This is a genomic window from Sorangium sp. So ce385, assembly GCF_051474135.1.
Classification (GTDB): domain Bacteria; phylum Myxococcota_A; class Polyangia; order Polyangiales; family Polyangiaceae; genus Sorangium; species Sorangium cellulosum_D.
Map to the genome: position 1 here is coordinate 68,802 of NZ_CP150337.1, position 25,261 is coordinate 94,062.

At 70.9% G+C, this 25,261-nt stretch carries 14 protein-coding genes; 7 read left to right on the plus strand and 7 right to left on the minus strand.

The annotated features are described in order from the left end of the window. Nucleotide 1: 1 nt before the first annotated feature. Nucleotides 2-2,275 (minus strand): DUF2169 family type VI secretion system accessory protein, encoded by a 2,274-nt coding sequence (locus tag WME83_RS00260; RefSeq protein ID WP_437317245.1) that lies wholly within the window; start codon nt 2,273-2,275, stop codon nt 2-4. A gap of 437 nt (nt 2,276-2,712) precedes the next feature. Between WME83_RS00260 and WME83_RS00265 the strand changes: the two genes are divergently transcribed. The 7 genes from WME83_RS00265 (at nt 2,713) to WME83_RS00295 (ending at nt 15,588) form a co-directional block, all read left to right on the plus strand. Next, nucleotides 2,713-4,959, plus strand: a complete 2,247-nt coding sequence (locus tag WME83_RS00265) for a type VI secretion system Vgr family protein (protein WP_437317246.1) — start codon at nt 2,713-2,715, stop codon at nt 4,957-4,959. A gap of 23 nt (nt 4,960-4,982) precedes the next feature. Then, the gene (locus WME83_RS00270) at nt 4,983-6,011 is read left to right on the plus strand and encodes a DUF2169 family type VI secretion system accessory protein (protein WP_437317247.1); all 1,029 of its coding nucleotides are present in this window, start codon (nt 4,983-4,985) and stop codon (nt 6,009-6,011) included. Next, the gene (locus tag WME83_RS00275; RefSeq protein WP_437317248.1) at nt 5,998-10,575 is read left to right on the plus strand and encodes a PAAR-like domain-containing protein; all 4,578 of its coding nucleotides are present in this window, start codon (nt 5,998-6,000) and stop codon (nt 10,573-10,575) included. Before WME83_RS00270 ends, WME83_RS00275 begins: the two co-directional genes overlap by 14 nt. 161 nt (nt 10,576-10,736) lie before the next feature. Beyond that, entirely contained in the window at nt 10,737-11,360 is a 624-nt protein-coding gene (locus tag WME83_RS00280; protein WP_437317249.1) for a hypothetical protein, read from the plus strand. A gap of 192 nt (nt 11,361-11,552) precedes the next feature. After that, complete coding sequence (locus WME83_RS00285) at nt 11,553-12,623, plus strand: formylglycine-generating enzyme family protein (protein WP_437317250.1); 1,071 nt, start codon at nt 11,553-11,555, stop codon at nt 12,621-12,623. A gap of 226 nt (nt 12,624-12,849) precedes the next feature. After that, the gene (locus WME83_RS00290) at nt 12,850-14,394 is read left to right on the plus strand and encodes a serine/threonine-protein kinase (RefSeq protein WP_437317251.1); all 1,545 of its coding nucleotides are present in this window, start codon (nt 12,850-12,852) and stop codon (nt 14,392-14,394) included. Between the two features lie 189 nt (nt 14,395-14,583). Continuing rightward, nucleotides 14,584-15,588 (plus strand): hypothetical protein, encoded by a 1,005-nt coding sequence (locus tag WME83_RS00295; RefSeq protein WP_437317252.1) that lies wholly within the window; start codon nt 14,584-14,586, stop codon nt 15,586-15,588. A 34-nt stretch (nt 15,589-15,622) separates the two neighbouring features. On the opposite strand, the gene fadJ is transcribed toward WME83_RS00295, so the two are convergent. From fadJ to WME83_RS00325, 6 genes are all read right to left on the minus strand, one after another. Beyond that, nucleotides 15,623-17,851: a fatty acid oxidation complex subunit alpha FadJ gene (fadJ, locus tag WME83_RS00300; RefSeq protein WP_437317253.1), complete on the minus strand. Its 2,229-nt coding sequence runs from the start codon at nt 17,849-17,851 to the stop codon at nt 15,623-15,625. Further along, a complete protein-coding gene (fadI, locus tag WME83_RS00305; protein ID WP_437317254.1) occupies nt 17,848-19,158 on the minus strand; it encodes an acetyl-CoA C-acyltransferase FadI in 1,311 nt (436 codons plus the stop codon). Before fadI ends, fadJ begins: the two co-directional genes overlap by 4 nt. 458 nt (nt 19,159-19,616) lie before the next feature. After that, on the minus strand, nt 19,617-21,560 hold the full coding sequence (locus WME83_RS00310) for a CBS domain-containing protein (RefSeq protein WP_437317255.1): 1,944 nt from the start codon (nt 21,558-21,560) through the stop codon (nt 19,617-19,619). Nucleotides 21,561-21,660: 100 nt separating this feature from the next. Beyond that, a complete protein-coding gene (locus WME83_RS00315) occupies nt 21,661-22,554 on the minus strand; it encodes a hypothetical protein (protein WP_437317256.1) in 894 nt (297 codons plus the stop codon). A gap of 44 nt (nt 22,555-22,598) precedes the next feature. Next, on the minus strand, nt 22,599-23,420 hold the full coding sequence (locus tag WME83_RS00320; RefSeq protein ID WP_437317257.1) for a hypothetical protein: 822 nt from the start codon (nt 23,418-23,420) through the stop codon (nt 22,599-22,601). Between the two features lie 130 nt (nt 23,421-23,550). Further along, the gene (locus tag WME83_RS00325; RefSeq protein WP_437317258.1) at nt 23,551-25,251 is read right to left on the minus strand and encodes a hypothetical protein; all 1,701 of its coding nucleotides are present in this window, start codon (nt 25,249-25,251) and stop codon (nt 23,551-23,553) included. Nucleotides 25,252-25,261 lie beyond the last annotated feature (10 nt).

Sequence of the window (25,261 nt, forward strand, 5' to 3'; positions counted from 1 at the left end):
CTCACGCGCGCGACTCAAGAGCTCCGCGCCGCGCGACCGAGCAAGCTCGCAGCGCGATGCCAGCGCTCTCCTGGTGCTCGGTGCGCATTCCGAGCGCGGCGATCATCCTCACTTGCATTCTTTGGAGACCCGGCAATTCCTTCCCCACCGCCTCGGGCCAGTACACAGGCACCTTCACGTGACCTCCGGCGGAAGAGAGCAGCGCCCGCAATCTCATCTGCCCCATCACCAGCCTCTTCTGGAAATGCCTGTGCTCGAGCAGCGCCCTCTCCGCATGCGCCTCGATCGTCCTCGCCGGTACCACGCGATTCTGACCCAGCGCCTCGCGCAGCTGCCCCGTCAGCCCCTCCACCACGCTCGTCGCTCCCTGCACCCAGGGCATCTTGAAGACGTCGTGGATCGCCTCCACCGTTTCCTTCAGCTTCTTGTCCGCCATTACGAGCGGGCTCGCCGCGGCCACCAGCGCCTTCAGCGTCTCCACCTCATCGAACGGGAATTCCAGCTCCCCGGCGACCAGCACGAGCGGCGGCACGAACGCCCCGTCCTCGCCCACGGCCTCCATCATCGCCTGCTCCAGGTCCTCCACCCGCATCGGCTGCCCGCGCGCGAGGATCGCCAGCACGTCCCGGCGATCCTTCGCCGACGGCCGCTTGCCCGGCGGCATGTCGTCGTCGAGCTCCTCGTCGTCGGGCCGCGGCTTCACGTCCGCGAGGATTTCCTTCCACGCCGGGTGCTTCCGGATTCGCGGCATCGCCGCGGGGCTGAACCAGAGCAGATCGACGATCTCACGCCCGCCGCGCCTCGGCGTGAGCGCGGGCGCGGCCGCTGCCGGGGTCGGCTCCGCCGGCGGCGGCGCGGGGCTCCTCGAAGCAGGGCTCGAGCCCACCATGGATTCCACGACGGACTGACCGATGGAAGGCCTCCCGCCCGCCTCCAGCCGGCTCCACGGCCCCGCCGTCGCAGGCCCGGCGATGGGCTCCGCCGGCGGCGGCAGCACCACGAGCGGCGGGGGCGCCGGGCTCACGGCGGGCGGCGTGGGCGGCGGCGCCGGCTCGGCGGTGTGCGGCGGGCGACCACCCGGCCTGAACGGCAACGCGGCGTCCCCCGGCCTCGACGTCGGCGGCGCGGGCGCCTGCCGCGGCTCGCCCCCGCCCTGGAACGGCATCACCGGCGCCACCGCCGCGCTGACCTCGTCCCCCAGCTGGAGCGTCCCCTCCGCGTCCTCTTCCACCCCGCCCTTCTCCGCCGCATCCCTGGCCTCCGGCGGGGACGGCTTCGCCTCGTCGCCGGAGACGCGGCCGCCGGCGTCGCCCTCGAGCGTCACCGCGATGCGCCCCGCCTCGCTCGGATGCCTGAGCCCGATCCTTCCCCGCCAGACCACCGTGCACAGCCCACGATCGGTGTCGATCCACAGCGTGTCCGCGACGAGCGCCACCTCCTCGTGCTCCCCCGTGGCCCGGTGCGCGACCGCCCTCGGCCGGACGCCCGGCAGGTTCGTCACCAGGCGGGCGTGATCGGGGCTCAGGTTCTCGAGGATGATGTGCTCGTTGGGTCGGATCTGCTCCACCTGCTGATCCAGGGGCGCCGCCAGGAAGTACACGGGATCGAGCCCCTCCGGCAGCGGCCGCTCTTCCCATCCGGGCTGCGGGAACATCCTGGCCAGATGTCCGAGCCACGATGTTCGCCCTGGCCAGCGCCGCCCGATCGGCGCGAAGCACACCGGAGCGAACGTATCCGACGGACTGGCCACATGAATCCCGGGCGGCTGGAGGTTCGGGATCGTGACCCTGCCATACATGTCCGGGGGCGCGTCGAACCGCATGCCGACCGGGTTGCTCGTGTCGGGGCCGCCGGCCGCGCGCTCCCAGCAGAGAGGCATCTTCGTGAAGCCCTGTCCTTCGAGGAGCTGGCCGTCTCGCACCCGGAAGGCCCGGTCGCACCACACCTCGATGGACTTGTCGATGTCTCCGACCGCCACACGGACCATCATCGATCGCATGGGACGCTTGCCCGGAGCGTACGCGTGCCCGACGAGCATCACGTCGGCGCGCGGTTTGTAGGGCACCCTGTCGCTCGGCGCGACGACGCTGCGCGCCGGATCGTCGTTCCAGTGCTTGTCCTCCTCGTTCGGCGCCTGCTGCGCCGCCGCGAGATACGACCTCCCGGGCGCGAGCGCGAACGTCGCTTTCACGACGACGGTCTGCGCAGCTCTCCCGTCCTGCGACTGCCAGACGAACCCCGACGCCGGCAGCGGGCACAGCGACACCACGTCCATCGGACGCGAGCGTACGAGGATCGACCCGCGACGTTAAGACTTGAAATTCGGCAGCTCGCCTCCTCGAGCGTCGGCCCATGGCAGGGACGCGACGGGTGCGGCATCGCGCGGCCACAGGGCGCGATGGACGCCGCTGTGTGCGTCGTTGGTGCAATTTTGCAGATTCGTTGATGGCATGCCTCCGCCCCGCCATCGTCCATGGAGCGCGCCAGTGCGCACACCCTCGCATGTCCCCGCGTCCAACGACCCTCTCCCCCGAACGGTGCGCGCACGGCATCCAGCGCGGTTCGCCTGGACAGCAGGCCCTGGACAGTCCACCAGATCTCGTGAGACGCTCCCCGGCGTATTCCCAGCCATGATTCGACTTGCTTGGTTCGACAGGAGCCTTGGACGCTCGCGAGCAGACGGAGCGGGCCGGAGCGCAGGAGGGCGCGAGGATGACGTTCGTAAAAAGCCATGGTGAGGATCCCTCGCAGGCGACCGCTGGTGGTTCGGTCAAGGGCGTCGGCAAGGCGGCCGGCGCCGCCGCGAGCCGCGTCGGCGGGAAGAACCTCGAGGTCGAGGTCGCTTCGGGCGACGCGCTCGACGTGCGCAATTTCTCCGTACAAGAGCGGCTCTCGTCGCTGTTCGAGGTCAACCTGGTCGCGGTCTCGGACAACGCCAGCGTCGACTTCGACGCCGTCGTGGGCCAGCCGGCGCGCTTCACGCTGCGCGCGGGCGCGCACGACAGGTCGTGGTCGGGCCTCTGCAACCACCTCGAGCAGGTGCGGGTCGAGCCGGGCGGGCTCTCGACGTACCAGCTCACCCTCGTGCCGACGATGTGGCTCCTCACGCAGCGGAAGAACTACCGCATGTTCCAGCACGTCTCCGAGCCGGACATCGCGCTCAAGGTGCTCAAGGAGTGGGGCATCGAACCCGAGGTGCGGATCGACGGCGGCGCCTACAAGAAGCGGAAATACCGCGTGCAATACGCGGAGTCGGACTTCGCCTTCGTGAGCCGGATGCTCGAGGACGCGGGCATCGCGTACGCGTTCGAGCAGCGCGGGGACGAGACGAGGCTCGTCCTGTCGGACGCGCCGCACGCGAACGTGAAGCGCGGGGCGCCGCTGATGTTCCTGGACGACACGAGCCTTGTGCGCAGCCACGGCATCTCTTTCGTGACCGACGTCCGCATGGGCAAGCGCGTGCGGCCGGGCAAATACACGCTGCGGGACCACGACCATCGCCGGCCGCCGGGCTACAAGCTGGTGGGCAGCGCGTCGGCCGGGCAGGGGCTCGAGGCGAAGCTCGAGCGCTATCAGTACACGCCGGGCGCCTTCCTCTTCGGCACGGATCAGGGGGACGCGACGCCCATCGCCGACGACAAGGGCAAGGCGCGCACCGACGAGAAGGAGGCGGCGAGCCTGGCGCAACGGCGGCTCGACGCGAAGCGCGGCAGCGCCAAGGTCTGCACCTTCGAGACGAACGCCCATGACCTCGCGCCAGGGAGCGTGGTGAGCATCGCGGGGCATCCGCACGAGGCGCTGGCCGAGAGCCGGACGCTGCTCGTCGTCGAGTCGTCCGTGAGCGGGACCCACCATGGCGAGTGGTCGCATCGGTGCAAGGCGCGGGGGACGGACATCCCCTTCCGGCCGGAGCTCGCGACGCCGAAGCCGAAGGTGAACGGGGTCGAGAGCGCGACCGTGGTGGGGCCGGCCGGGGAGGAGATCCACACGGACGAGTTCGGGCGGGTCCGGGTGCATTTCCACTGGGACCGCGAGAGCCAGATGGATGACAGCAGCTCGTGCTGGATCCACGTGAGCCAGTCGTGGGGAGGCGCCGGGTACGGCGGGGTGACCTTGCCGCGCGTCGGGCAGGAGGTGCTGGTGGACTTCTTGAGCGGGGACCCGGACCGGCCGGTCATCGTGGGCCGGGTGTACACGAACCTGCAGAAGGTGCCGTACAAGCTGCCTGACAACAAGACGCAGAGCGGGTGGAGGAGCAACTCCACGGGCGGGACGGGCGGATACAACGAGATCATGTTCGAGGACGCGGCGGGGCGGGAGCTCGTCAATGTCCAGGCGCAGAAGGACCTGAACAAGCTCGTCAAGAACAACGAGACGGAGACGACGGGCGTCGATCGGACGCGCACGGTCGGGCACGACGAGGCGATCACGGTGGGAAACAACCAGACGATCGCGGTCGGGAACAATCAGACGATCACGGTCGGGAAGGATCGGGCCGCGGCGATCGGCGTCCAGGACTCGACGCTCGTGGGCAAGAAGCACACGGTCACGATCGAGCAACCCGCCGAGCCGCCGCCGAAGATCCCGCCCACCGGGACGGTGATGACGGACCAGTTCATCTCGCAGACGACGGGGCGGTCCACGCTCACGATGAAAGGGCCGGACGTGAGCCTGACCGCCGAGGGGAACGTGTCGATCAGCGCGGGCGCGAACATCAGCATGAGCGCGGGCGCGAACATCCAGATCACCGCCGGCTCGACGATCCAGACGTCGGCGGGCGTGACGATCGCGAACGCGGCGGGCGTGACGATCACGACCACGGCGGGCGCCGTCGTGGAGGTCAAGGCGGGCCAGCGCGCGACCGTGGACGCCGCGGCGGTGGAGGTCAACGGGGATACGGTCCTGATCGCGGCGTCGGGGGTGGTGGACATCGACGGCGAGTACATCGACCTCAACTGATCAGCCGCTGGACGGGCGCCGCCATGATCGTTCGGAACTACACTCGTTTCTGGCCTTTTCTCTTCGACAGCGTCGATCCGCAGGGGCGCGAGTTCGGCGTCTTCGTGCTGCGCGGGGCGTTCCGCATCGTCCCTGGAGGCGTCGCGCAGCTCGATCCGGAGCAGCCCGAGGTGTCCGGAGGGGACGTGTTCCACGGGGACGCGGGCTCGTCGAGCCTGCGCATGGAGGGCGATCTCGCGCCGTTCAAGCAGCGCAGCGACATCCACATCAACGCGACGGCGCACGCGCCGGGGGGCTGGCCCGCGCCGGCGTGGTTCGTCCGCGCGCGCGTCGGCAAGGTGGACAAGACGCTCCGCGTGACAGGGCCGCGGCGCTGGGTGCGCGAAGGCAGCGAGTACCGCCTGACCGACCCCGAGCCTTGCCGCGAGGTGCCCATCCGGTACGAGCACGCGTTCGGCGGGACCTTCCAGGACGCGTGGGGGGCCCGCCACGCGTTCGAGCAAAACCCCGTCGGGAAGGGCTATCTCCCCGAGGGGAAGACGCCGAGCGACGTCACGTTCGAGGCGCCGCAGATCGAGTCGCCCGACGACCCCGTCACCGAGCTCGGCCGGCCCCACAAGCCGGAGGGGCTCGGCCCGATCCCGGGCGTCTGGCTGCCGCGGCGCGCGTACGCGGGGACCTACGACGAGGCGTGGCAAGCGGAGCGCTGGCCGCACGCGCCGCTCGACTTCGATTACCGGTTCTACAACAGCGCTCATCCGGATCTCGTTTATCCGGGATATCTTCGTGGCAACGAGGAGATCGTCCTCGAGAACATGCACCCGGACGGGGCGCTCGAGCTCAGGCTCCCGGGCTACGAGCTCGGGTTGCTGGCGCTGCTCGAGACGGGCTCGCGCGCGGTGGTCCCGATGCTCCTCGACACGCTGATGATCGACGTGCCGGAGGGGCGCCTGTTCATGACGTGGCGCGGCGCGTACAGCAAGAGACGCAGGATTGAGGCGCTCGAGGCGTGCATGGCGGCGCCGGGAGGGACGACTCGTGGCCGAGAATGAAGGGCTCTGCAAGACGGGGAACGCGTGGGTCGTCTGCACCGAGCCGGATGTCTGCAAGACGCCCATCGGCGACGAGATGAAGCCGGTGCCGTACCAGATCCGCGCCTGCCTGGCCGCCGGCGTGGACGAGGCGACCACGGTGAGGCTCGGGACGTTCGACACCGCGACGATGGCGAGCCGGATCACCACCGTCCAGGGCGACGAGCCGGGGACGGGCGGCGGCGTCAAGAGCGGCGTGAACCTGGGGTACTGCCGGCCGGTCACGCACAGCACGACCGTCCACGCGGGAGGGGCCAACGTCACCTATCACACATCGCTGTACGCGATGAACTGTGCGGGCCCGGACGGGCCGGAGAACACGTTCGGCAAGGCAGTGTTCATGGCCCACGGGCTGGCGCCTTATGCAGGGCCGCTCGTGGACCTCAACAAGATGCGCGAGGAGGCCGAGAAGAGCTGGTGGGAGAAGGCTTCGGACTGGGTCCACACCGGGCTCGATATCGTCGGCTTCATCCCGGGCCTCGGGGAGATCGCCGACGGGCTCAACGCGGCCATCTACCTCGCGGAAGGCGACTATCTGAACGCGGCCATCTCCGCGGCGGGGATGATCCCCTTCGGGGGCGCGGCGGCCACGGGGGGGAGGCTGGCCGCAAAGGCGGGCAAGGCCGTCGCGGAAGCGGTCGGCAAGGAGGGGGCGCAAGAGGCCGCGCAGCAGGTCGGGAAGCAGGGGGCGGAGCAGCTGGGGAAGCAGGGGGCCGAGCAGGCGGGGAAAGAGGGGGCGGAGAAGGCCGGGAAAGAGGGCGCCGAGAAGGCGGGCAAGGAGGGCGCCGAGAAGGCGGGCAAGGAGGGCGCCGAGAAGGCGGGCAAGGAAGGCGCCGAGAAGGCGGGCAAGAAGGGGGCCGACGACGCCGCCGGCGGAGGTGCGAAGAAGCCGAAGAAGAAGGGCAACAACGGGGTCGTGGTCAAGGGGACCCCCGGCAAGGGAAGCAAAGCGGGTGGCGGGAAAGGGCGCCCGAAGCGCCCAAAGAAACGCAAGAACCCGTCAAAGAAGCCGGCGCGCGAGCAAAAGTGCGTAGGAGATCCCGTCGACGTGGCGACAGGCGAGGTCGTCAATCAGGCGACAGATATCTCGTTGCCCGGCATCATTCCGCTCGCCATCGAACGCCAATATGCTTCTTCGCGCTGTGGCGACCGCGACGCGGCGCTGGGGCCGGGATGGGCCCACAGTCTCGAGGAGTGGATCGAGGAGGGCGAGGAGACGCTCGACCTGCACGATGGCGAAGGTCGATGGCTCTATTTCGATAAGGTAGGCGCTGGCAAGGCAGCGTTTCACCGCGGCGAGCGGATCGAGCTCCGCGTCGGTAGCGACGGGAGCTATCGCGTTTATAGCCTAGATGACCGCGTCACCCGCGTCTTCGCCGGCCCGGGGCGCAAGGCGCTGCTCCGCTCGATCGAGGACGCGAACGGTAACGCGATCACGCTCGAATACGACGATGAATTGCTCTCACGCGTGGTCGACACGACCGGGCGTGAGGTCCTCGTCAGGTGGGACCGCGGCCGGCTCGTGCGGCTCGACGTTTGCGTTGACGGACACATCGAACAATCAGTGGAGTACCGGTATTCGAAGGGCGGGAATCTATCCGCCGTTGTTGATGCGCTCGGGAACACCGAGGAGTACGAGTATGACGGCGCGGATCGAATGATCGCCGTGCGGCGCAAGAGTGGCGCGCGATTTCAGTACGCTTACGACGATGAGACCGGGCGGTGCGTGCGGACGTGGGGACCCGACGGGCTGCACGAGGTGGAGCTCTACGCCGACGAGCGGACGCAGACGACGAGGGCGGAGAGCGAGGAGCCGAAGATTTATACATGGGACGACGATGGGCTCGTCACGCGCGAAGAGACGACGACGGGCGTCGTCTTGGCGGAGCGCGAGTACGACGAGGATGGCCACGTCGTCGAGGAGCGCAACGGCGCGGGAGACACGACGCGCTTCGAGCGCGATGCGCGCGGCAACCTCGTGCGGTTGGTGGATCCAGCGGGGAATGTGGTGGCATGGACCTACGACGGAGATCTGCCCGTCAAACGGACGTCGCCCGACGGGCTGGAGACGCTTTATACGCATGACGCGCGCGGAAGCCTTGTCGGGATTCAGTACCCGACGGGCGTCGCGTACGAGCTGACGTACGACGACCGAGGGCGCCTGTGCTCGATCGAGGGCCCCGAGGGGCCCGTGGTGCGGTATGAATACGACGCCCGGCACAATGTGATCGCCGAGACGGACGCGCGCGGAGCGCGGACCACGTTCGAGTACGACACGCTTGGACGCCCCGTGTCGATGACGGACGCGCTCGGGAGGGTGACGCGGCTCACGCACGACCGGCTCGGGAGGCCGATCGAGATGCATCGCCCGGATGGAACCGTCACTCGGCAAGCCTACGACGCACAGGGCAACGTCACGGCCGTCACGGATGCTGTGGGGCAAACCACGACAATTGACTATGGCGGCACGGGCGTGCTCGCGCGTGTCACGCAGCCCGATGGGCACACGTGGTCCTTCCGGTACACGTCCTACGAGCGGCTCCGGGAGATCGAGAACCCGCGCGGAGAGACGTACGCGTTCACGTACGATGTCGCAGGTCGCATCGTCGAGGAGCGAACATTCGACGGGCGGGTGCTGAAGTACGGCTATGCGAAGTCCGGCAATATGTCACGAGTCGATTATCCGGACGGGAGCTTCCGATCGTTCAAGCACGACAGGCTGGGCAATGTCGTCTTCGAGCAGTCGACCGACGGGATAGCGACCTATCCGCGCGACACGCTCGGACGGCTGCTCGCCTCGGTCGTGGAAGAGGGAGAGGACAAGATCGTCACGATGTTCGAGCGGGACAAACTCGGGCGGATCGTGGCGGAGCGGCAGGGAGACAAGGCGCTCCGGTTCGAGTACGACGCGCTCGGACGAAGGACCAAGCGGGTGCTGCCGAACGGCGCGACGACGAAGTACGTGTACGACGCGCTGGATGCGCTGGTCGCCGTGGAACACGACGGCTACCGGATGGACATCGAGCGGGACGTGCTCGGACGGGAGGTCCGGCGGGGTCGTCCGGATGGACAGGTGTCGATCCAGAGCGGTTACGACGCGATGGATCGGCTGATCGCGCAGCAGGTATCGGCCTCGGCTCCCGGGGCGGAGATCACCAAGGGCCTGGTCGAGCGGAAATGGAGCTACGACGCGCTCGGGCGCGTGACGCGGATCGAGGATGCTCGATGGGGCGCGACCGCGTACCGATATGGCCGCATCGACCAGCTCCTCGAAGCACAGCGCGGCTCATTGCGCGAGGTGTTCGCGTACGACGCGGCGGGCTCGCTGCAGAAGATGCTCGAAGGAATCGATGCACAGGCGGGCGCGCCGGAGTGGGAGATTGCGCCGGGGAACCTGCTGCGGCAGACGGGCAAGGCCAAGTACACGTACGACGAGCGTGGCCGGCGCGTCGTCAAGCTCGATCTCGGAGCGCGCACGGAGGGCGCTGAAGCGGCGGCGACCGAGTACAGGTGGGACTGTCGGGACAGGCTGCGCGAGGTGCGGCGGCCGGACGGGACGCGGGTGCGCTTTTCGTACGATGCGTTCGGGCGACGGGTGCGCAAGGAGGTCGTGCCGGCCGGAGCTGAGACGGCGGACCGCGCGGTGGAGTTCATCTGGGATGGGGATGTGCTGGCGGCGGACCTGGAGCGACCCCGAGGAGCACGCGTGTTCGTGCACGATCCGGGTACGTTCATGCCGCTGCTGCAAGCGGAGCAGGGCCAGGTGTTCGCGGTGGTGAACGACCACCTCGGGATGCCGAAGGAGCTCGTGGGACCAGACGGGCGGGTGACCTGGTCGGCGGCGCACTCGGCGTGGGGACGGGTGGTCGAGGTCTGGAGGGACCCGGCGGCGCAGCACGCGTGGCCGGTGGAGAGCCCGTTCCGGCTTCTAGGGCAGTATGCGGACGACGAGACCGGTTTGTGCTATACGCGGTTCCGATATTTCGACGCGGAGACTGGGAGGTGGTGCAGCCCGGACCCCCTCGGCGTGCTCGGCGGGGCGAACCTCTTCGCCTTCGGAGGGGCGTCGACAACGACCGTGGACCCGCTGGGGCTAGCTAGTTGTCCGAGCGATAAAAACATCGAGAAGGCGAAGAAGCTCCTCAGGATGATCCAGAGCGATCCATCCAAGAAGATCAAGTTCACGTCGTCGAGCCATCACGGTAAACACGAATTCACCGATGATGATGTTCTCGATCTAGTCACCAATGCTGATGCCGTCTATCTGTCCACGGGTACGGCTGGCAGAATGATGTTCAGGAAGGGAGAGGATCTCGCGACCATCGAAGGCCCCGGCGCTGGTCAGGGCAACGTTATCACGGCGTACGGACCCAGCGGTATCAGGGCCGACAGCGGTGTGAAAGCGCTCGGCGGTCTCCCGACAGATCCAGGTGGGCCCATCACGCACGACATGATCGTGAACGGCACAATCCCGGTGGAGCCAGGAAAGCCACCCGTTCCCAAGGCAATACAGATATGGCCATAGATTCACGCGACTCGATCGTCCTCACGTTCGCTTCGTTTTGGCCCGAGGCAGACATCCACGCGGTTGTGGCTCCACGAACGACGTTGTCCGAGGTTCCCAGATGGGGGATCCATACGCTGCATCTGGGCCCTGATCGCCGGGAATCCCGCTATGACCACCATATGGCGAGCACCGTCGGCAGCAGCTTCGAGGGCGGCGATGAGCTGCGCTTCGACAAGGAGACGCTGCTGCTCAGCAGTCTCTTGTTCACTCTCCCCGACGGCCTCCTCGAAGACGACAATACGACCCGCGCCTGGCTGGCCGCGCCGCGGCGTGAGGGACTCCCCCGGCTCATGGAGCCAGCGGTGTTCAATCTGAATCCGACCGAGGCGCGCGCAGCATCGAACGAACGATGCGATGCGCTTGTCTGCGTGAGCGATCGCGGAAGGCTCGTCGCGGAGCCGCTCCGCTTGACGATCGCGCAGGATCTCGATCTTCTCTTCTCCTGCGGCAGGTACTGCGGCTGGCTCCTCACGGCACCCGTCGACCACCTGGGCTTGGCTGATGCGGGGGAGGCGTCGTCGGGACGGGACGCGGCCGCGAGGCTCCTCTCCGAGTACCTGAACCTAGTGTCCGAGGCCAATATCGAGCGGATGAACGAGGGCGATGAAAGGCTACGCCGGGCGCTTATCGACCTGCTGACCCGCTGTCAGGACAGTCTCCCCTCGGCTCCTCGCGTGAGTGCCATCGCGAGGCAGGTCTCGGACATCCTCGACAGGTTCTACGGCAGCGGGGAGGCCGGGTGATCGGTGACGTCGAATGCTCGCCTGCCCGTCCCGGGGCGACGGGAACCCGAGCCTGACGGTCGCGCCGATGTCGCCGTCGTGCGGGCTCCGCAGGCGCGCTGCGGCGCGCGCGTAACCAGCTGGCGAATCACCGCGTGATCCCGGCCATGCGCAGCGGTGGACAGCCTCCGCGCCGGGGCTGTAGAAGAGGACATGGCGAAGGGCAAGCTCGCGGCATGGATAGGGGCGGCGTGGGCTGTCATGACCGGCGGGTGCGGGACGCTCGTGGGGCTGGACGACGGCTATTACCTGCACGAAGGAGCGGGCGGCGGGACCGGCACTGGAGCAGCCAGCGGGACCGGCCCTGGAGCATCCAGCGGGACCGGTCCCGGAGGGGCTTGCTCCGGCGGGGGATGCCCCGCTCCGCCGAGCTGCGTCGGGCTCGAGGAGACATGCGGCCCCAGGGGCGACGAGAGCTGCTGCGCGACCCTGGAGGTGGACGGCGGGAGCTTCAAGCGAGACAACGACGAGAGATATCCGGCGACGGTGAGCGGGTTCGCGCTGGATCGGTTCGAGGTGACGGTGGGGCGGTTTCGCAAGTTCGTGGAGGCGTATCCCGGCAGCAAGCCGAAGGCGGGCGCGGGGAAGCACCCGCTCATCGAGGGGAGCGGGTGGAATGACGGCTGGGACAACAGCTGGCTGCCCGCGAACGCGGCGGCGCTGAAGGACGCGCTGAAGTGCGATTTGGCCTTTCGGATATGGACGGACGTGCCCGAAGCGCACGAGCATCTACCGGTGAACTGCCTGAGCTGGTACCTGGCGTTCGCGTTCTGCGCGTGGGACGGGGGCCGGCTGCCCACGGAGGTGGAGTGGAACTACGCCGCGGCCGGCGGTGAACAGCAGCGAGAGTATCCGTGGTCGGAGCCCGCGGACGCGACCATCGATGAGAGCTACGCGGCGTACGACTGCGCCGGAGACGGGTCTCCGGCCAGCGACTGTGAGCTCACCGATGTCCTGCCCGTCGGGTCCCGGCCGAAGGGCGATGGGCGATGGGGGCAGGCGGACCTGGCGGGGAACATGTGGGAGTGGGTCCTGGACTGGCACGCCGACTATCCCGAAGAAGAGTGCGAGGATTGCGCCAACATGGCCGCTGCCTCGGACCGGGTGATCCGGGGCGGGGCGTTCGTCAACGATGCCTCGTACCTGCCCACTTCGTACCGCACCTATGACGATCCGGCGGACAGCGAGAATGACGCCGGCGTCCGGTGTGCGAGAGACCTGTAGTCGAGAGCGGCGCCGCGGGAGCGCCTCGACGAGCGCGATGCCGGCGCCTCGCCGTCCAGCCGCGCGATCGCCGCGCGCCGGGCCCCACAGGCTGCGCGGCGGCGCGGCGAGGCGAGGTGATGCGTGACGGCGCGCACCGAGGGAGACCGCCGCCGCGCTCGCTCGCGGCCGGCCGCCGGCTCCCTGGATCCTTGACGCCGCCAGCCCGGTAAGCGAGCCTCCCGCCGTGTCGGCCACACTCGCGGAGGGGACCGTCTTCGCGCGGCGCTATCGCGTGGTGCGCCTCATCGCTACCGGTGGAATGGGGAGCATCCACGAGGTGGTGCACCTGGAGACGGCGCGCCGCCGGGCCCTCAAAGCCATGCACCCGCACATCTTCGCGGACGAGGAGATGCGCGAGCGCTTCAAGCTCGAGGCCCGCATCGCGGCGAACGTCGAGAGCGAGTACATCGTCGACGTCTTCGACGCGGGCGTCGACGAGGCGACCGGGACGCCCTTCCTGGTCATGGAGCTGCTCCGCGGCGAAGAGCTCGGCCAGCGCCTGAAGCGCGCCGGCCGCCTGCCGCCCGCCGAGGTGATCACCTACCTCCACCAGACGGCGCTCGCGCTCGACCGCACCCACGCCGCGTCCATCGTGCACCGCGACCTCAAGCCCGCAAACATCTTCCTGGCGGAGCGGGAGGACGGCTCGGTCCGCGTGAAGCTCCTCGATTTCGGCATCGCGAAGCTGATCGCCGAGAGCACGGCCGCGGCCGGCGCCACGCGCAACCTCGGCACGCCGATCTACATGGCGCCCGAGCAGTTCCGGGTCGGCGCGAGGCTCACGGGAGCCGCGGATATCTATGCTCTGGGCATGATCGCCTATACGCTGCTCGTGGGGATACCGTACTGGCGGCAAGAGGCGAGGAGCGCGGGCGACATGGTCGCGTTCGCGCTGCTGGCCGTCCGTGGTCCCCAGGAGCCGCCGGTGCAGCGCGCGCGCGCGCAAGGTGTGATGTTGCCGCCGGGCTTCGATGCGTGGTTTGCGCGGGCCACTGCCGTCGTGCCGGCGGCGCGGTTCGGCCGGGCGGTGGAGGCGGTGCAGGCCCTGGGCGAGGTGCTCGGCGTCCCGGTGGCCGGCGAACGGTGGTCGATCTCCGGGACGCCGTCCCGTCCCGGGATGGTCGCCGCCGTCACGGCGATGACCCCGGCGCACGAGGCGGCGGAGCCGCCGACGATCCCGGACCCGGAGCGCGACTCGCGCTCCCACGGGCTGACGCTCGCGAGGACCCAGACCGAGGCGGCGGTGTCGGCCGGGCCGACGAGGGCGGCGAGGCCGATGCGAGGGCCGATCGCCGCCGGACTGGCGGTGCTGGGGCTCGGGGTCCTGGGCGCCGGGAGCTGGCTCCTGCTGGGCGCTCGCGGAGGCGGTCCGGAGGCGGCGGCTCCAGACCCTGTTTCCGGCGAGTCGGCAGCGCCCGGGCCGACCGCGGCAGCGCCCGGACGGGCCGCGGCAGCGCCCGCGACAGCGTCCGAGCCCAGCGCCGCGCCGCCCGGGCCCAGCGCCGCGCCGCCCGAGCCCAGCGCCGCGCCTGGGCCAGCGGTGCCTGCGACCTCGGCGCCGGTCGCCTCGGCGCCAGCCGCGGCCTCCCGCCGCCCGAGCGCACCTCCGCCGGCGCCTACCAGCACGTCTGCGCCCTCGAGGTCCAAGGCGCCTCCGGCGTCGTCCGCCAACAAGAAGCCGCCGCCGCGCGAGCCCGCCTCGACCCCCGACCTGTACGGGCGGCATTGATCTGGAGCTCCGCCGCGACGCCGTCTCGCTTCCCGCGCGCGCCCCGACCGGCCCGATGCGTCCCGGCGAGGCTCACTGGAGGGGTGATGTTTCAGCTCGCCAGCCCGCCCTCCGGCCTTCATGCTCCGCGTCGCTCGTCCCCCACATGGGCCCGTGTCCCGAGCTCCCTTGCCTGCTGAGCGCCAGATCATGATTCGTTGGTTCCGCCGGCCCACGCAGCTCCTCGCCGCCCTCGGCCTGCTCTCGCTCTCCGCGCCCGCCGCGGCCCAGGACATCGCGGCCGCCGAGGCGCTCTTCGATCGAGGGCTCGCCGACATGAAGGCAGGTCGCTACGAGACGGGCTGCAAGGCCCTCGCCGAGAGCGAGCGCCTCGACCCTCAGCCGGGCACGCTCTTCACGCTGGCCTCCTGCGAGGCGAGGTGGGGCCGGGTCGCCACCGCGGCGGCGCGCTTCAAGGACTACATGGCGCTGTTCGATCGGATGACGCGGGCCGAGAAGGCCCGGCAAGGCAGGCGGCCGGAGGTCGCGGCCCAGGAGCTCGACGCGCTGTCCCGGCGCGTCCCGCGGCTCGCGCTCTCCCTGCCGCCGGGCGCGCCGGCCGGAACGGTCGTGCGGCGCGACGGCCACGAGCTGGGCGACGCCTCGCTCGGCGTCGCGTTGCCGGTGGATCCAGGAGAGCACCGGATAGCGATCGAGATGCCGGGAGGGGTCGTCCAGGAACAGCGCATCACGATCGCCGAAGGCGAGTCGAAGGCGCTGGTGCTGGACATCAAGAGAGGAGCGCCGCCGCCGACGTCCGGCGCGCGGGAGGCCCCGGCGGGCCGTCGCACGGCGGCCTACGTCGCGGGCGGCGTCGGCGTCGCGGGGCTCGCGCTGGGCGGGATCATGGGCGCGCTCGTGCTCGGCAAGAAGGGCGTCATCGACCGGCACTGCGGCGGCGCCATCCAGGCCAGCGACGAGAAGGCCTGCGACGCGACGGGGCTCGACGCCGCGAACAGCGCGAACGCGATGGCCGTGGTGAGCACCGTGGGCTTCGGGGTGGGGCTGGCCGGGCTCGGCGCGGCGGCGGTGCTGCTGTGGACCGAACCGACGCAGGCCGGCGCGGCGACCGGCGCGCGCCCGAGGTGGGTCAGCGCGGGGGTGCTGGAGGCGGGGCCAGCGGGCGCGGTCCTCGGCGCGCGAGGCAGCTTCTGACGGATGCCGCCGCCCGCCGCCGCGCCCCGGCGCGTCAGTCGTAGAAGCGCTTGCCCGTCCTCGCGGCCTCGACGAGGGCCGGGGCGGGCGTCCAGCGCTTGCCGAAGCGGCGCTCGTAAACCTCGATGCGGCGGAGCACCTCCGCGGGGCCGAGGGCGTCGACATAGCGGAACGGGCCGCCGCGGAAGGGCGGGAAGCCGAGGCCGAAGATCGCGCCGACGTCGCCGTCGCGCGGGCTCCGCAGGACGCCCTCGCCGAGGCAATGCAGCGCCTCGTTCACGAGCTGGAGCGAGCACCGCATCTGGATCTCCTCGACCGCCACCGGCGGCTTGTCCTTCGCCTTCGGCACCGGCAGGCCGAGCACGGCGTACACGCTCTCGTCCGGGTGCTTCCCCTTGCCCTTCTTCTTCGCCGCCGCGCCGTAGAGGTACATCCCGCGCTCGTTCTTGCGGCCCTTGCGGTCGTCGGAGACCAGCTTGGCCATCGTGGGCGGCGGGGACATGCGATCGCCGAACGCCTCGATCATGATCGGGCCGATGTGCGCCGCCACGTCGATGCCCACCTCGTCGAGCAGCGCCAGCGGGCCCACCGGCCAGCCCCACGCGACGAGCGCCCGGTCGACCTGCTCGATCGACACCCCCTCGGCCAGGAGCCAGCTCGCCTCGTTCATGTACGGCCCGAGGATCCGGCTCGTGTAGAAGCCGACTCCATCGTTCACCACGATCACCGTCTTGCCCTGCCGCTTGCCGACCGCCACCGCCGTCGCGACCACCTCGGGAGACGTCGCCTCCGTCCGGATGACCTCGAGCAACGGCATCTTGTGCACCGGGCTGAAGTAATGCATCCCGACCACGTTCTCCGGCCGCCTCGACGCGGCCGCGATCCGGGAGATCGGGATCGAGGACGTGTTCGACGCGAAGATCACGCCGTCCTTGCCGTTCGCCTCGACGTCCCGCAAGACCGCGTGCTTCACCGCGAGATCCTCGAACACCGCCTCGATCACGAGGTCGGCGCTCTTCAGGCCCGAGGTGTCCGTCGTCGTCGTGAGCAGCGCGAGCTTCTGGTCCCGCTCGAGCGGCGTGAGCTGCTTCTTCTTCACCCGGTCGCCGAGGATGTCGGTCACGTACTTGAGCCCGCGGCCGAGCGACGCGTCGTCGCGATCCCGGAGGCGCACGGCGATGCCGGCGTTCAGGCTCACGTAGGCGATGCCCGCGCCCATCAGGCCGGCGCCGATCATCGCGATCTTCTCGACCTTCCTCGGCTGCACCGACGGGTCGTCGACGCCGGTGTCCTTCTTCATCGCGTTCGTCGCGAAGAAGAGCTCCATCAGCCGGTGCGCCGTGCTCGACACGACGAGCTCGCCGAACGCCCGCGCCTCGACGTCCCTCGACGCGTCGAACCCCCGCTCCGCGTAGGTCCGCAGCACCTCGATGATCCGCTCGGGCGCCGGATAGTGCCCGCCGGTCTTCTCGCGCGTCTGCTTCTGGGCCTGCTGGAAGAGCACGGCCCGGCCGATCGGGTTCTGCTCGAGGGCAGCCCGGGTGAGCGCGGCGGCGTCGAGCTTCGGGCCCTTCTTGCCGGCGGGCTGCGGCCGGAACGGCGGGCCGGCCGCCGCGAGCTTCAGCGCGAGCGCCGCGGCCGTCTCCTTCAGGATGGGCGCGGGGACCACGTCGTCGGCGACGCCGAGCTGCCGCGCCTTGGAGGGGCGCATGTTCTTGCCGGTGAGGCCGTGGTCGAGCGCCGCCTGCAGGCCGGCGCGCTCCGCGAGCCGCTGCAGCCCGTTGATCCCGGGGAGCAGGCCGAGCTGCACCTCGGGCAGGCCGAGCACCGTCTTCTTGTCGTCGCTCAGCACCCGGGCGTGGCACGCGAGCGCCACCTCGAGGCCGCCGCCGAGCGCGGCGCCGTGGATCGCGGCCACGATCGGCTTGGGCGAGCGCACGATCCGCAGGACCGCCTCGTGGCCGGCCCGGCACATCGCCTCGGCCTGGGCCGCCGTGGTGACGCTCTTCAGCATGTCGATGTCGGCGCCCGCGATCCACGTGTCGGCCTTGCCGGACACGAGGATCGCGGCCTTGATGAGCGGGTTGCTCGCGATCTGGCCCATAATCCGCTCGAGATCGCCGGCGAACGTGGGCTTCAGCGTGTTGACCGCCTCGCCCGGGACGTCGTACGTGACCACGGCGACGCCGTCGGGGCGCACCTCGAGGGAGACGGGGCTCTTGGCCGCGGGGGACTGCGTCGCGGTGCTCTCGGTCGTCGTCATGCTGCCTCCAGGACCACGGCGGCGCCGAGGCCGCCCGCCGCGCAGACGGTGAGGAGCGCGTGCTGGCCGCCGCGCTTCTTGAGCTCGCGGAGCGTGGAGAGCACCATGCGCCCCCCCGTGGCCGCGAACGGGTGGCCGAGCGCGATCGAGCCGCCGTTCACGTTGAGCTTCTCGGGGTCGACCTCGCCGACGGCGGCGGACCGGCCGAGCTTGTCCGCGGCGAACGACGGCGACGCGAGCGCCTTCAGGTTCGACGCGACCTGCGCGGCGAAGGCCTCGTGCATGTCGACGAGGTCCATGCGATCCAGCGAGAGGCCGGCGCGATCGAGCGCCCGCGGCGCGGCGAGCACCGGGGCCATGAGGAGCTGCCAGCCCGGGTCGACCGCCGCGTACGCCCACGACCTCACGTACCCGAGCGGCTGGTAGCCGAGCGCCTTGGCCTTGCTCTCGCGCATCAGGAGCAGGGCGCTCGCGCCGTCGGTGAGCGGCGAGGCGTTGCCCGCGGTGATGGTGCCGTGGCGGCGATCGAACGCGGGCGACAGCTTGGCGTAGGCCTCGAGGGTCGAGTCGTCCCGGACCACGTTGTCGCGCTCGACCGGCTTGTCGTACGGCGGGGGGATCACGTGCATGACCTCGGCCGCGTACGTGCCGTCGCGCCAGGCGCGCGCGGCGTTCGTGTGCGAGCGGTGGGCGATGGCGTCCTGCTCGGCGCGCGAGATGCCGTTCTGCTTCGCCATCTTCTCGGCGGCCTCGCCCATCTGCTCGCCCGTGGTCGGCTCGCGCGAGAAGCCCGGGATCGGGGGCACGATGTCCTTCAGCGAGAGGCGGGAGAGGATCTCCAGCCGGGCGCCGAGCGTCCTGGCCTTCTGGAGGTCGGTCAGCGCGGAGGCGAGCTTGCGGGAGACGCCGAGCGGCACGTCGCTCATGCTGTCGGCGCCGCCGACGACGGCGACGTCGTGCTGGCCGGCGAGCATCGCCTCGGCGGCGCTCGTCATGGCCTGGAGCGACGTGGCGCAGGCGCGCGAGACGCTGAAGGCGTCGATGTCCTTGGGCATGCCCGTGCGCAGCACCACCTCGCGCGCGATGTTGAGCCAGTCGAGCGTCGGCACCACCTGGCCGTAGACGACCAGCGTGACGTCGCGCGGGCTCACCTCGCTCCTCTGGAGGAGCTCCTTGACCACCGTGGCGGCCAGATCGACGGTGCGCATCGCCTTGAGCGCCGTGCCTGCCTTGGTGAACGGCGTGCGCAGCCCGGCAACGACCGCCACCCGGTCCTTGCCGCCCTTCCCATTCTTGCCTGAAGCCATGTCGACTCCTCTGCTGCCGGAGGGCCCGCCGCGGGCCCGCCCCGCGCGCCCCGCGCAGCCCCCCGGATCCCGGCTCGCCGGAGCACGCCGGTTGGAGGGATCCCTTAGGTGCGCTAACGCGGCGTGTCAACCTCGCTCGGGGCGGCGAGGTGGAGAGAGCGCTCGGAGAGGTGCGAGGAGGGTGGAAGATCGGTGGAGCGGCCCTGAACGATAATTGGGCCCACACCGGATCTTCCCGATGGCGTGGTTGGCTATGGGGAGACGGATTCGGCTCGCTGCGCTGCTGTGCGCAGCGCCGGTGGCCTTTGGGTATTCGACGCTCTCGCAGCCGGCCACAGAATGGAAGAAAACCGCCAAGGGCGCCAAGAGGAAGAGAGAGAAAGAGAAAATATCCCTCTCTTCCTCTTGGCGTCCTTGGCGGTTGTTCTTCTTCATCCGCCTGCCAGGGCCACGCCCGCTCACCCCTCGCGCAGGAACGCCTCCAGCAAGGTGGCCGACACGTCGAGGAGATCGCGCTCCGTCACGATGCCCACGAGCCGCTCGCCCGCGACCACGGGCAGGCAGCCGACGCGCTGCTCGCGCATGATCCGGATCGCCTCCAGGGTCGGCGTCTCCGGCGTGATCGTCACGGGATCGGCCCGCATGATGGACGCGACCGTGGGCGGCGCGGACCCGTTCGACGCCGCGGCGCCGCGGGCGACGAGGCGGAGCAGCGCGCGGTGCGAGACGACGCCGACCAGCCGGCCCTGCTCGTCCTCGACCGGCACGTGGCGCACGTGCCGCCAGTCCATCACGCTCGCGGCGAAGTCGACGATGTCGCTGGGCCGCACCGTGAAGAGATCGGTCGACATGAACTGGCCCACGGTCCGGTAGCTGTCGCGCAGCAGATCCAGGTCCGCCTCGAGCGCCGCGGGCTCCCAGGTGTGCACCGGGCGGCCAGCCCCGCCGCTCCGGGACTCCTCCTGCTGGCGGGCGAGCATCGCCGCCGAGAGCGCGCGGCACTGCAGCTCCGGGGTGCCCTGCCCGGCCATCGACGCGAGCGAGCCGAGCGCCCACTGGGCGCCGGTCTGGCCGCGGCGCACGCGCTCCTCGACGACGCCGAGGTAACGGTCGATGTCGGCGGCGTCGATGCCCGCGGCCGCGAGGCCCTCCCGGGCCGCCGGGAGGAGCTCCGTGAGGATGAGCTCCGGCGCGGGGAGGCTCCGCCCGCCGGTCCACGCGAGCTGCGCCTTGAGGCCGTGGCGCGCCGCCGCGAAGAAATTCGCCTTGGCGTCCTCGAACGGCATCTCCAGGTCGATGCGCGGGTGCCGCTCGGCGAGGCCGGACATGAGGCCGAAGAAGAAGGCGGCGTTCGCGACCTCGTCGAGGAGGGTGGGCCCCGCGGGCAGCGCGCGGCTCTCGATGCGCAGGTGCGCGACGCCGTCCGCGACGCCGTAGCAGGGGCGGTTCCAGCGGTAGACGGTGCCGTTGTGGACGCGCAAGGCCCGGAGATCCGGCGCCTCGCCGCGCGCGAGCGCCGCGAGCGGCGGCTCGCCGGTCTCGGCGGTCATGATCACCCGGAACCGCGCGATGTCCTCGCGGAAGAGCTCGAGCGCGCCCTCGCGCACCCAGCCGTCGCCGAAGTGGACGCGGGGCTTGTGCTGCCGGCCCTCGCGGGCGCTCGGGCGGGTGTCGACCGAGGTCTCGAACAGGGCGATCCGCGTCTCGTGCCAGAGCCGCTGCCCGAGGAGCAACGGCGAGTTGACCGCGGCGGCGAGGACCGGCGCGGTCACCGCCTGCGCCAGGTTGTAGAGCGGCGCGAACTCCCGCGCCCCGACCTGGAGGTGGACCTGGAAGCTCGTGTTGCACGACTCGAGCAGGATGTTGTCGTGGGTCATCTCGAGCTCGTCGAGCCCGTGGATCGACACGCGGAAGTCGCCCTGGCGCAGCTCCCGGAGCGCGCGGTTGAGCTCGTGGTAGCGCGGCACCGGCGTGAGGCTCTCCAGCCGGAGATCGCCGGCGCGCAGCGTGGGGAGGATGCCCGCGAGCAGCACCTCGGCGCCGACGGCGCGCGCGGCCTCGGCGGCCCGGCCGACGACGTCGGCGAGCTCGGCCTCGAGGCGCCGCAGGCAGCCGCCGCCGAACGGCAGGGGGGTGAGGTTCGCCTCGAGGTTGAACCGGGCGAGCTCGGTCGTGAGCCGGCCGTCGGCGGCCCGCTCGAGCACCTCCAGCGCGACCGGCGCCGGCCGGAGCGCGCGGTCGACCAGGAACATCTCCTGCTCGGCGCCGATCCGGCGCACGCCCGACTCGATGCGATCCTCCTCGAGGAGGCGCTCGAGCGCCGCGACATCGTCGAGCAGCGCCCGCATGAAGGCCTGGAGCTGCTCCTCGTTCGCCCGCTCGGAGACGTGATGCTCGCCCATCGTGATCCACCCGCCCTTTCGCCCGATCCGCCCCCGCCCCGCCGAAGCCTACGACGGGCGGCGGGGCGCGCGCAGCGTTCCCGCGGCGCGCCGGCGGACGTCAGAACCTGTGGCCGACCGCGAGCCGCAGCGTGGCGACCTTGTCCTCGGCGAGGCCGAACCCGAGCGGCGCGTCGAGCGCCACGAGCAGCCCCGCCCGGCCGTAGAAGCCGGGCTCTGCCGGCGTGTAGCCGACGAACGGCTCCAGCGCGAGCTGCGCCAGGTCCTCGTGCGCGAGCGTCAGCGCGGCCTGGAGCCGGAGCCCGCCGCCGAAGGCGCCCTTGCCGCGCAGCTCGAGCTCGCTCCCCTGCTCGAGCACGAGGTCGACGTCGCCCCCGCTGGTCGGGAAGGCGACCATCACCGCGGTGTCCGCGCGGTAGACGAGCCGCGCGGCGATCTCGGCCTCGACGCCGCCGCGGGCCCGCAGGGGGAAGTGCTCGGGGATGAACCGGTGCAGATCGGCGTAGGCGCGCGCCGGGAGGATCGCCTGCAGCGCGGCGCGCGCGTCCGCGTTGGGGTCGGTGATGACGGGGATCGAGAGCGCGCCGCCGCCGAAGACGGCGAGCTTCTTGGACATCGCGCGCGCGTAGTGGGCGCCGATCGTGGGGTTGCCGAAGAGGAAGCTGCCGGCGCTGCTGCTCTCGTCGACGTCGAGCCGGGACGACCGGAACGTGGCGGAGACGCTGCCGTAGGCGAGCGGGAGCTCCGCATCGAGGAGGAGCCGCTTGCGCCACGCCAGCTGACCGACGAGGGCGAAGCTCAGGCCGAACGTGCTCACCTCGGAGTCGACGTCGGCCATCGACCATCCGGCCGACTTGCTCAGGACGTCGAGCTCGAGCGCCGCGCGGGAGCCCTGGGATTGGATCCAGCTGGTATTTTCCGCCGATGCGGCGGTCCGGGCCGCCAGGGCGAGGGAGAGGACGACGGCGGCGGAGAGCAGCGGTTTCGCGTTCAAGCGGTCCCAGCTGCGATGAGTAACACGGTCCGGCTCGCCCGTGGTCACCGAACGGCGCGCTCGGCGCCCGCGGCCTCCTCGTCCTCTTCGTCGTCGTCGCTGTCGTCCTCGTCGCCCTCGTCGTCCGCCGCGCTGTCGTCCTCGTCGTCCTCGTCGTCCGCCTCGCTGTCCTCGAAGAGGAGCGAGGGGGCGCCGCCGGCGCCGTGCTCCGCGAAGATCGCGTCGGCGGCGATCACGAGCTCCTGCAGGCGCTCCGCGTCCACAGGGCCGTACACCGCGATCGCCATGGCGCGGTCCTGCACGAACAGCCACGCGTCGGGGAAGTCGCGCAGGGCGTCGCGGACGCGCGCCGAGAGCCACCGGCCGATCGACTTCGCCTCGGGCCCCTCGACAAGGAACTGCTCCATGAAATCCGGGTCCTTCTTGAACTGGACGCCGGTGTTGGGGGCGCGCCTGCCGTCGATGATCGGCAGCGGGCACACGGTGAGGCGGGGCGCCGGCTTGGCCAGCTTCGCGGTCACCACCTGGTACTCGCTGCCGTTCTTCGCGTCCGGCCCGACGACCGCGACGTAGGCGAGCTTCGGGACGAGCTCGTAGCGGGAGACGACCGCGCCGCCGCCCGCGTCGTCCAGCATCCGCTCGAGGCTGCCCGGCATCGAGCGCACCGGGCGAGGGCCGTCGATGTCGGCGACCGTCTTCCGGCTGCCGCCGTGCGCCCCGGACCGGCGCGAGGCCGCCTTCGGGGTCATCAGCACGCGCCAGCGCACGAGCTCGGCGTCGCGCCGCGCCTCGTGCCGGCCGCGCAAGCCGGTCAGGTACCAGACGACGAGCAACGCGAGGGGACCTACGTACCAGAGCCAGGGCATGGGGTGGCGATGCTAGCAAACCTCGCGGGGCCGCGGTGGGGTTGCGCGCACACGAGGTGGGGTTGCGCGCATCGGAGGTGGGGTTGCGGGGCTTCGCCGCGGGGTCGCGCGCGCCCGCGGGCGGCGGCGCTCAGGGCGCGGCGCCCGCGGGCGGCGGCGCGTCGTCCCGCCGCTCGAAGATGCACCAGTAGCCGTTCTTGCTGTGGCGGATCATCCCCGCCACCTCGTAGATGCCGCGGAAGCGCCGGTCCTTGCGGAGCTTCTCCTGCGCCGGGAACGGGAGCTTGTCGCACGTGTCGGCGCCGCCGACGAACACGAAGTAGCGCGGCGACTTGTCGAACACGCGCTGCACGTAGCCGGGGCCCGTCTTGCGCGTGTAGCCGCCCGGGAGCTTGGAGATCACCGGATCGACGAGGCCGAGGAGGTCGAGCACCGGATAGTCGGTCGCGTACCCGATGTACCCGATGTCGCCCACGGCGATCTCGCCGGGCTTGTCGTGCTCCTGGAACCACGCGGCCGTGCCGCCGGCGGCGGTGTCCCAGAACCGCTTGTCGTCGTCGAGGATCCGGAACTGGGCGCGATCGAGCTTCTGCGCCCGGAAGACGCCCAGCGCGACGATGCAGCCGACGGCGAGCGCGCCGGCGCCCGCGGCGAGGGCGATCGCGCCGCCCTCGCGCGACGCCGCGGCGCGGGCCGAGAGCGCGGTGAGCAGCGGATCGAGCAGCGAGCGGGCGCCGAGGCCGGCGAGCAGGAAGCAGAACGGCTCGAACGGGCTCATGAAGCGGTAGAACGGCATCCAGTCCCCGCCGACGAGGAGCACGTAGCCGCCCACCGCGAGCGCCAGGGCCGCGATGCACAGCGCGTCGCGGTGGCGCGCGACGACCGCCACGCAGAGGCCGAAGAGCGCGAGCAGGAGCACCGGCGAGGTGTGCGCCGCGTACTCCGCGAGGTAGCGCTGCCCGCCGGCGAGCTGGTCGGTGAGGCTCCCGGTCTTGGCGCTCAGCGTGTTCGGCAGCCACGTGCCGTAGTAGCTGTGCCGCCAGAGCATGTGGCACGCGATCGGCGCGGCGAAGACGACCCCGCGGAGGAGGTTCTGCCGCCCGAAGAAGCGCAGGCCGAGGAACAGCATGGGGATGCCGAGGAACATCGGCGCTTCGGGGCGCGTCAGGCCGGCCAGCCCGAAGACGAGGCCCGAGTACGGGAAGCCCGTCCCGCGGTCGCGCTCGCGGAACATCATCTCCGTGCCGGCGAGGACGAGCAGGACGAAGAGCGGCGTCTCCAGGCCGAAGACGGCATATCCGCTCTGCACGATCGAGGTCGCGAACAGCCACGTGGCGATGCACGGGATCGCGCCGTGCGGGCGCAGCCGCGCCGAGAGGAGGTAGATCGCGCCGAGCGAGCCGCAGGCGGCGAGCCCGCCGAGCACCTTGGCGACGACGTCGGGGTCGAGGCCGACCTTGATGAAGGCCGCGAGCAGCACGGTCCAGAGGAAGTTCGTGTACCCCTCGATGCGCTCGCCGGCGTTGTAGACGAGCCCGAGGCCCCGGGCGAAGTTGCGCGCGTAGCGGTAGGAGATGTACGCGTCGTCGATCGTGAACGAGCGCACGCGCACCATGTTCGCGACGAGCACGATCGCCGGCAGCACGAGGCCGAGCGCGAGGTGCAATCGACCGGAGAGCGGCGCGCCGCGCAGCCAGTCGCGCAAGCCCCGGGCAGGCGGCGCGTCGTGCTCGCCTTCGGCCGCGTCGTCCACCTCGCCGCCGGCGTCGCCTCCGGGAGCAGCGACCCCGACGCGCCCGCGCACCTCTTCGTCCAGTTCCAGGGAAGCCATGTGATGGGTC

Excerpts from the sequence above, each read along its gene's own strand:
- WME83_RS00265 (WP_437317246.1), top strand. The coding sequence starts at position 2,713 with ATGACGTTCGTAAAAAGCCATGGTGAGGATCCCTCGCAGGCGACCGCT.
- WME83_RS00280 (WP_437317249.1), top strand. The coding sequence starts at position 10,737 with ATGGCGAGCACCGTCGGCAGCAGCTTCGAGGGCGGCGATGAGCTGCGC.
- WME83_RS00270 (WP_437317247.1), top strand. The coding sequence starts at position 4,983 with ATGATCGTTCGGAACTACACTCGTTTCTGGCCTTTTCTCTTCGACAGC.
- WME83_RS00260 (WP_437317245.1), bottom strand. The coding sequence starts at position 2,275 with ATGGACGTGGTGTCGCTGTGCCCGCTGCCGGCGTCGGGGTTCGTCTGG.
- WME83_RS00310 (WP_437317255.1), bottom strand. The coding sequence starts at position 21,560 with ATGGGCGAGCATCACGTCTCCGAGCGGGCGAACGAGGAGCAGCTCCAG.
- WME83_RS00295 (WP_437317252.1), top strand. The coding sequence starts at position 14,584 with ATGATTCGTTGGTTCCGCCGGCCCACGCAGCTCCTCGCCGCCCTCGGC.
- fadJ (WP_437317253.1), bottom strand. The coding sequence starts at position 17,851 with ATGACGACGACCGAGAGCACCGCGACGCAGTCCCCCGCGGCCAAGAGC.
- WME83_RS00320 (WP_437317257.1), bottom strand. The coding sequence starts at position 23,420 with ATGCCCTGGCTCTGGTACGTAGGTCCCCTCGCGTTGCTCGTCGTCTGG.
- WME83_RS00325 (WP_437317258.1), bottom strand. The coding sequence starts at position 25,251 with ATGGCTTCCCTGGAACTGGACGAAGAGGTGCGCGGGCGCGTCGGGGTC.
- WME83_RS00285 (WP_437317250.1), top strand. The coding sequence starts at position 11,553 with ATGGCGAAGGGCAAGCTCGCGGCATGGATAGGGGCGGCGTGGGCTGTC.
- fadI (WP_437317254.1), bottom strand. The coding sequence starts at position 19,158 with ATGGCTTCAGGCAAGAATGGGAAGGGCGGCAAGGACCGGGTGGCGGTC.